We start from the raw sequence: 7,727 nt of genomic DNA, 5'->3' as shown, positions 1-7,727 counted from the left end.
GAGTCGTCAGCTAGGTTTATATTTAGGAATTTATCAAGGACTATTACGGTATTTTACACCAGCAGGAGAGTTAGTTCCCACACCTGAAGAAACCGCAGAAAAAGAAACTAAAAGAGCAGAAAAAGAAGTGAGAAAATCAGAGCGTTTAGCAGCAAAATTGCGGGAATTAAATATAGATCCTGATACAATTTAATGCCAAATTCTCAAATAGTAGCCGATATATTTCACATAATGACAGAGATAAATAAAGAATTAGATACACAAAGAAAAAGAGAAAAACGAAAAATTAAAGATTTAATTAAGAAAGGAAATACACCAGATAAATCTACATATAAAGCAACATTAGCCAGATTAAAGAATAGTAAATATCCTTTACTTAAGAATGAAGATAAGTTAACCAAAGAGCAATTAGAGAAACTTATTCAAGGTAAAAATGTCTCGTCTATTTTGAAGGAAACGCACGAATTTAAAGAAAAGATTTAATACTACACAGGATTGGTATACAAGAGCTAAATATCAGTAAATTATAGCTTACTTTGATAATAGGACAACCTTAGATTAGATTAGAGTTTATTTTATTGATCAGGACTAAGGAAACTACACTAAAAACCTCCACCTGAACAGGCGAAATATCTGGTTTATATTAACACAAAATAATACATATTCAAAAAGTTATGAATAAACTAAAGTGTCTATAAAATTTGTTTATTTATGTACATTTTTAAATAAATAACTGGTAACTTTAAGCAATAAATTAGAGCATTTTTTCATATTAATTTTTATAGAATTAAGTCAGAAAAGAAACTGTTACATGATAACAATATAATGAACGTCTTTAGCTGCATACTAAAAAGACTTAGAGCAATATATTTCCCTGTTCCCTAAAACTAAAAAACTTTGTATCTCAGGAGCATGGGAACTGGTATATATTACCAGATTAGGATTTTAGATTTGGTATCAAACTTATGTTCTGGAGAGGTCATGATATTTAACAATTTTCAGCAGAAACTGCACGAAGAAGCGGGACATTGGCGAGATGAAGGAATTATTAGTTCTTCTCAATATGACCAAATAGTTAAGCGACATAAACTGAAAACTAGTGAAGAATTTACTCGTGATGCTTTTGGTGTAATTGCCATTGTTGTTGGGAGTTTATTATTAGGATTAGGTTTAATGACTCTTGTGGGCGCAAATTGGCAGGGTTGGTCACGAGAAGTTAAGTTTATCTTGTTAATGAGTTTATTTCTATCTACAGCCATTACTGGGTTTTTGACTTGGAAAGAACCTAAACTTGCTACAAATCAAGATAAAAAGATCCAGGAAGGTAAACGGGTAATTGGAGAAGGATTGTTAATTCTTAGTGCTTTCATTTTAGGGGTAAACCTGATGTTAATGGGGCAAATATTTAATATTAGCAGTTCTACTTCTGAGTTATTTTTAGCTTGGGGGTTTGGGGTGTTAGTAATGGCTTATAGTCTTTCTCTCAATTCTTTGGGAATTATGGCTATTGTTCTAATTCAGATTGGTTATTGGATAGGAATTGGTAGTTTGGTGTCTGATCCTGGGGAGGTGAATTGGGCGCGTTTAGCTATTCGTCATATGCCCTTATTATCCTGGTTATTATTTGTCCCTCTAGCTTATATTTGCAGATCTAGGTGGATTTTTGGTTTGGGAGTTATGGCATTTATTATATCCTTACAATATAACATTAGACCTTTGCCACTGTTGACATTTTCTGATGTAGTTTCTTGGATAGCTTCCTTTGCTTTGGCTTTACCTTCTGCTTTACTTTGGAGTTATGATGATTTACTTTTTCCCACAGTTAATTATCGGTTATTTCAACCTCTAGCCCGGAATTTAGGCTTGATTTGTTTTGGTGTAATTTTTTATCTTTTATCTTTCCGTTGGCAATGGGAATCTGTAAATTATAGTGGATATCTATCATTACTGAATCCCTATTCTGAGTCTAATAATTTATCGAATGTATTGCCGTCTTTACAAATTATTGATGTAGGGATTATTAGCGGTTTAGCTGTGTTACAATGGTTGTTTTTGATTCGTCAGAATAACAGTCCCATTCGCCGGGAAGTATTTTTCAAAATTGGTATTATTACTACTTTTTTGGGATTTATTCTCGTTACTCCTTTTTGGCATCAAGCTATCAGCCAAATTACTGAACTGGGGGTTTTTATTTTCAATATTTTATTGGCAATATTAGCCTGGGGATTAATTCAAGAAGGTTTAAAGTTACGCAAAAGAACCTCCTTTTGGTATGGTATATTATTATTGACTCTGCAAATTATCAGCCGGGTTTTAGAGTATAATACTGAGGTTCTTTTCCGGGCTTTAGTATTTGGTATTTGCGGTTATTCTCTCATTACGGCCGGACTTTGGTTTGAACGTCGTTTTTCTAGTTCTAAAACTAGTAATAGCGGTGGTAGTGAGAATAGCGGAGATGATTCTAGGGGTAAAAAGTAATCAGAAATTCTCAACTAGAATTAAGAGGGTGTTTGAAAAGTTTTGAGGGGTAAGATTTTATGCTAATCGCCTAACGACGATCTGGATCATGGCAAGGTAAATAAAAGTGTCTGATATTTTCGGCAATAACTCAAATCTCTGATCATTCTATTTTATAGGCAAAATACTCAATAATATGCCTGTATTATTACTATCAATAAAGATTTTGGCTAGATCTTACCTAATATTAATTAACCCCCAGACTGAAATTATGAATTAGTCTGAGGGTAATTTACAAACAAGAGCTACTCCTAAATCAGCGTATTAACCACAGAAGAAGGTGCTATCCCATTTTGGGAATCGTTGTTAATTGATTGCTGTGGCTGGATTTCTTCCTGTACACCCCGCATTTTAATTAACTTAATAGCTCTGTTCACACTCTCCGGTAAAACTACCACCAAACTACCATCAGCAGCCATATCTAAGGCTTTGTTAATGGCCGTGGTTTCATCCAAAATTGATTCAAAGCGGTAATTAGGCTTAACTTGGGTAATACCTTGAACAATCAAATCTGAAGCTGAACCACGAGGTCTACCCCTAGTATCATCATCCTCTTTAACAATTAAATAGTCAAAGATATCTGCTGATAACTTACCCAGTGTAACAAAATCTTCATCACGGCGATCGCCAGGACCACCAATCACACCAATGCGCTGTCCCGTTGTCCAATTACGGACAAATGACCCCAAAGCCTCATAACTAGCCGCATTGTGAGCATAATCTACCAAAGCATGATATTTACCCAAATTAAACAAATTCATCCGTCCTGGGGTCTGACTTACAGAAGCGCGAAAGCCACGTAAACCAGCGCGAATTTGTTCAATAGTCACATCCTGAACAAAAGCAGCCAAACTAGCAGCTAAAGCATTAGCAATCATAAACGGTGCTCTTCCACCCATTGTTAAGGGAATATTTTCCGCTCTTTCAATGCGGTGTGTCCAATCACCTTTAACAATAGACAGATAACCATGTTCATAAACTGCGGCCACTCCACCCTGTTGGATATGTTTCCGCACCAGATCCGAGTCTGGATTCATGGTAAAGTAGGCAATATTCGCTTTAGTTTTTTCCGCCATAGCAGCAACCCGGTGATCATCAGCATTAAGTACCGCATAACCATTAGGGAAAACAGCTTCCGCAACTACACTTTTTAGATGTGCTAATTGCTCAATAGTATCTATATCACCAATGCCTAAATGGTCAGCGGACACATTTAATACTACACCCACATTAGCATTTTCAAAACCCAACCCACAGCGGAGAATCCCACCACGAGCCGATTCTAATACCGCTATCTCTACGGTCGGATCTTGAAGGATAACATGGGCGCTTTGAGGACCTGTATTATCTCCCGATTCTACTAAGAAATCACCGATATAAGTACCGTCTGTAGTTGTGTAGCCTACAACTTTACCAGTTTGCTTATAAATATGTGCTAACAAGCGAGTTGTGGTAGTTTTTCCATTCGTACCTGTAACTGAAAGTATAGGAATGCGGCTAGATTGTTCATTGGGGAACAGCATATCCATGACTGCACCAGCAACGTTACGAGGTATACCAATGCTGGGGGCGACGTGCATTCGGAAACCAGGGGCAGCATTAACTTCAACAATTACCCCGTCTAATTCTCGCAGTGGACGGCTAATATCTGAAGTGACAATATCTATTCCCGCTACATCTAAACCAATAATTCTGACTATCCGTTGTGCTAACCAGCGATTTTCTGGGTGAATTTCGTCTGTGCGATCTACAGCACTACCACCTGTACTTAAGTTGGCTGTAGCCCTTAGATAACAAATTGTCCCCTGGGATGGCACACTATTGATAGTGTATCCTTGTCTTTCTAGTAATTGGTAGCTGGTACGGTCTAGTTCAATTTTAGTTAAAACGTTATCATGACCTTCACCACGCTTAGGGTCAAGGTTTGTTTCTTCAATTAGTTCTGTAATCGTAGATTTGCCATTACCTACGACATGGGCGGGGATTCTCTCCGCTACAGCAACTACTTTGCCATTAACTACTAATACTCGATGATCTCTTCCCACATAATATCGCTCAACAATGATTGAGCGAGAGACTTGTCGAGCCATTTCATAAGCCGCTTCTGCGTCTTCCCAGTTGCGGATATCAATGGTAATACCCCGGCCATGATTACCGTCTAAAGGTTTAATCACAATGGGATAACCACCAACATATTCAATGGCTTCTTCTAAATCATCAAAGAAATTGATGACTGTACCTCTAGGAACTGGTACACCGTTAGCATCAAGAATCCGTTTAGTAGATTCTTTATCACCAGCTAGTTCTACACCAAGAATACCTGTGTTATTGGTCATTGTGGCTTGAATCCGTTTTTGATAGATACCATAGCCCAATTGAATTAAGAATCTAGCTGGTAAAGGCATCCAAGGAATACCTCTTTTTTCCGCTTCTTTAATAATGGCTTCTGTAGAAGGTCCAAGTGAAGCATCACGCCAAAAGTCTTTTAGGTCTTGAATGTCTTGCTCTAGTTCGGCCTTGGGATAACGTCCCCGGTCAATAATACTTTGACATAGCCTGACTGCGGCTCGGGCTGCATAGCGACCCGCTTCTTCATTTAGGTACTCAATCACTACCTGGTAAATTCCAGGTGTGGCAGTTTCACGGGTGCGACCGAAACCTACGTGCATTCCCGCTAATTCCTGGAGTTCCAAGGCTACGTGTTCCACTATATGACCCATCATGGTGCCTTCTCGCACCCGCATTAGAAACCCACCACGACAGCCTGGGGAACAGTAGTGACCCTCTAAACTTGGCAGTGCCTCTACTAATCCTTCATAAAAGTTAGCTATTTCATTTGATGGGGTTTCAGCAAGGTTATCTAAGCTAAGGCGCATAACGATAAGCTTGTGCCGTCGAATGCTCCAGTAATTTGGGCCGCGTAAGGTTTGGATCTTGAGGATTCTCATGGGAATAGGTAGATGGAGATTCGTAACCAAAATTCTAGTTTTTTGCCGTAATTGACCGTTAAACTGTGCATTTGAGGCAGTTTTTCCTTCGGAAATGGAATTGATCTCAACTCTAGAAGCAGAAATCAAGATCTGGTCAAATCAATGTAACTTCAGATACTTAATATCATTAGCTAGAGATGCGATGCACAGCGGGTAAAACAGTACGTTGGTAAAGATGGAAACGATCTCCGTAACTAAGTATATGTAGTCTTAAATTATGTACTGTCAGGGGTTCGTTAGCACTAACATTGGGTTCATTGGTATGAGTAAGTTCTGTGGGATCAACAATAGTAACACTGCCTTTACCCATAACTTGTAGCCAACCATCCCGTTCAAATACAGCACAGGTATCTTCATCAATACCAATGCCCAGTCTATCCGGGTGAGCGGCGATGGCGCTAACAAGCCTACCCATACGGTTTCGGTTATGGAAATGTTGGTCAACGACCACTTCGGGAATGAATCCTAAGCCCGTTGCCATGTCCACCAGGGAACGATTGGGTGTTTCACCACTACCACCACCTGCGATCATGTGATGTCCCATAACGGCTGCTCCAGCACTTGTTCCTGCTAAAGTCAGTTGTCCGGCTCTTACCCGCTGACGGATAATTTCCATGGCTGGTGTGTCGGAGAGGACTCCACAAAGACGAAGTTGGTCTCCTCCGGTTAAGAAGACACCACTACAGGCTTCGAGGGATGCTTTAATCTCAGGATTTTCGCATTGCTCCCGTTCCCGAATGTCTAGAATTTCCACCTTTTCTGCACCCATTTCTTCAAAAATGCGAACGTACCTACCAGCAATAATGGCAGGCTCACGGGAGGCTGATGGAATTATTGTAATATAAGCCTTGTTACCACCAGCGCGAATAAAAAAAGTTCTTAGAATTTCGCGTCCATGAACTTTGTCTTCCGCGCCTCCGATAACTAGTACGGCGGTTTTAGTAGCTTGGGGTGTCCTCATTTCCAGCGATTTAACTTCTAACTGCGGCATTGTGTTTCTGCTTGAGGGAGTCAACAATTTCAGGTTAATTGAACAAGGTTCGTTACTTGTTAATTTTCGCCCTTTGCTTTGATGAGGGGACACTGCTTGACGCACACGATGCCTCAATTTTCTCATGTCCGTCGTTCTCATGGCCAGCATTTTGTTTTTTACCTATCTACTTTTCCAGTCGGCTTTCATAGTGGTAAATTAACTATAATTCCCTTCTGGATTTAGGGTTTGGTTGGCCTTGACACTCTTACTTCTGAGGCTGGCTGGATGTATCCCGGAAGTTGTTAACTTTGGTGGGACTATGAATTTAAATTTAGTAGTGACAATATTTAAACACAAATCAAGTAACTAGAAAAACTTTTGCTCTAATTAAGAAATTAGAAGCACTGATATTTTTGGATACCGTGGGTAGATTTTTCTATAACTTACACTATGGTACGTTATTAGTTATGATGCTGTCTAGGTATCTATCGTTAAAATTAGTTCTATCGAATATGAATTACTGTGCGTTTTGATATAGTTACACTTTTTCCTGACTGTTTTACTTCTATTCTCCATTCTGGTTTATTAGGTAAGGCTTTAGCTAGACAGATTGCTCAGGTGCATCTGGTTAATCCTAGAGATTTTACCACAGATAAGCATCACAAGGTGGATGATCAACCTTATGGTGGTGGGGTGGGAATGTTGATGAAACCAGAACCGATTTTTGCGGCTGTGGAGTCTTTGCCGATTCTACCCCGCCGGGATGTGATTTTGATGAGTCCCCAAGGACAACCGATGAATCAGCCCTTGCTGCGCGAATTAGCCACGAATTACGAGCAGTTGGTTGTGATTTGTGGTCATTATGAAGGGGTAGATGACAGGGTGCTAAATTTGGTAACTCGTGAGATTTCTTTGGGGGATTTTATCCTGACAGGAGGGGAAATTCCCTCTATGGTTTTGATTAATGGTGTGGTGCGGTTGCTTCCGGGAACTGTGGGTAAGGAGGAATCTCTCAAAAATGAAAGCTTTGAGGAGGGTTTATTAGATTTTCCTCAGTACACCCGTCCTGCTAATTTTCGTGGCTGGAAGGTTCCAGATGTGCTACTAAGTGGTAATCATGGGGCAATTGCTCGTTGGCGCTTTGAACAACAAATTCAGCGCACAGCTTCCCGTCGTCCCGATTTACTGAAACAATGGCAAGAAGAGCAGGGGGAGTAGGGGAGAAAAATATTCTTTTGCACCTAACA

The 7,727-nt window shown here is 39.7% G+C and carries 4 protein-coding genes and 2 pseudogenes; 4 read left to right on the top strand and 2 right to left on the bottom strand.

Annotation, left to right across the window (positions count from 1 at the left end; genetic code table 11):
* From H6G44_RS15945 to H6G44_RS15935, 3 genes and pseudogenes are all read left to right on the top strand, one after another.
* Positions 1-193: pseudogene (locus H6G44_RS15945) on the top strand (DUF1627 domain-containing protein); the annotation flags it as partial.
* Positions 190-480 (top strand): annotated as a pseudogene (locus tag H6G44_RS15940) (transposase); the annotation flags it as partial. The pseudogenes H6G44_RS15945 and H6G44_RS15940, both read left to right, overlap by 4 nt.
* Before the next feature lie 501 nt (positions 481-981).
* Positions 982-2,478, top strand: coding sequence for a DUF2157 domain-containing protein (locus H6G44_RS15935; protein WP_190387500.1), 1,497 nt, complete (start codon positions 982-984; stop codon positions 2,476-2,478).
* 290 nt (positions 2,479-2,768) lie between these two features.
* Here the strand turns inward: H6G44_RS15935 and cphA are convergent, their stop codons facing one another.
* Together cphA and H6G44_RS15925 are read right to left on the bottom strand one after the other, a co-directional pair.
* Positions 2,769-5,465 (bottom strand): cyanophycin synthetase, encoded by a 2,697-nt coding sequence (gene cphA, locus H6G44_RS15930; protein WP_190387525.1) that lies wholly within the window; start codon positions 5,463-5,465, stop codon positions 2,769-2,771.
* A gap of 169 nt (positions 5,466-5,634) precedes the next feature.
* Positions 5,635-6,498 carry a cyanophycinase gene (locus H6G44_RS15925; RefSeq protein ID WP_190387501.1) on the bottom strand — a complete coding sequence of 288 codons (864 nt, stop codon included), beginning with the start codon at positions 6,496-6,498 and terminating at the stop codon, positions 5,635-5,637.
* Between the two features lie 504 nt (positions 6,499-7,002).
* Here H6G44_RS15925 and trmD point away from each other — a divergent pair.
* The gene (trmD, locus tag H6G44_RS15920) at positions 7,003-7,698 is read left to right on the top strand and encodes a tRNA (guanosine(37)-N1)-methyltransferase TrmD (RefSeq protein ID WP_190387502.1); all 696 of its coding nucleotides are present in this window, start codon (positions 7,003-7,005) and stop codon (positions 7,696-7,698) included.
* The last annotated feature ends 29 nt before the right edge of the window (positions 7,699-7,727 follow it).

This window comes from Aphanizomenon flos-aquae FACHB-1287, from assembly GCF_014698755.1.
Lineage (GTDB): Bacteria > Cyanobacteriota > Cyanobacteriia > Cyanobacteriales > Nostocaceae > Dolichospermum > Dolichospermum flosaquae.
This window is presented reverse-complemented; position numbering and strand designations above follow the sequence as displayed.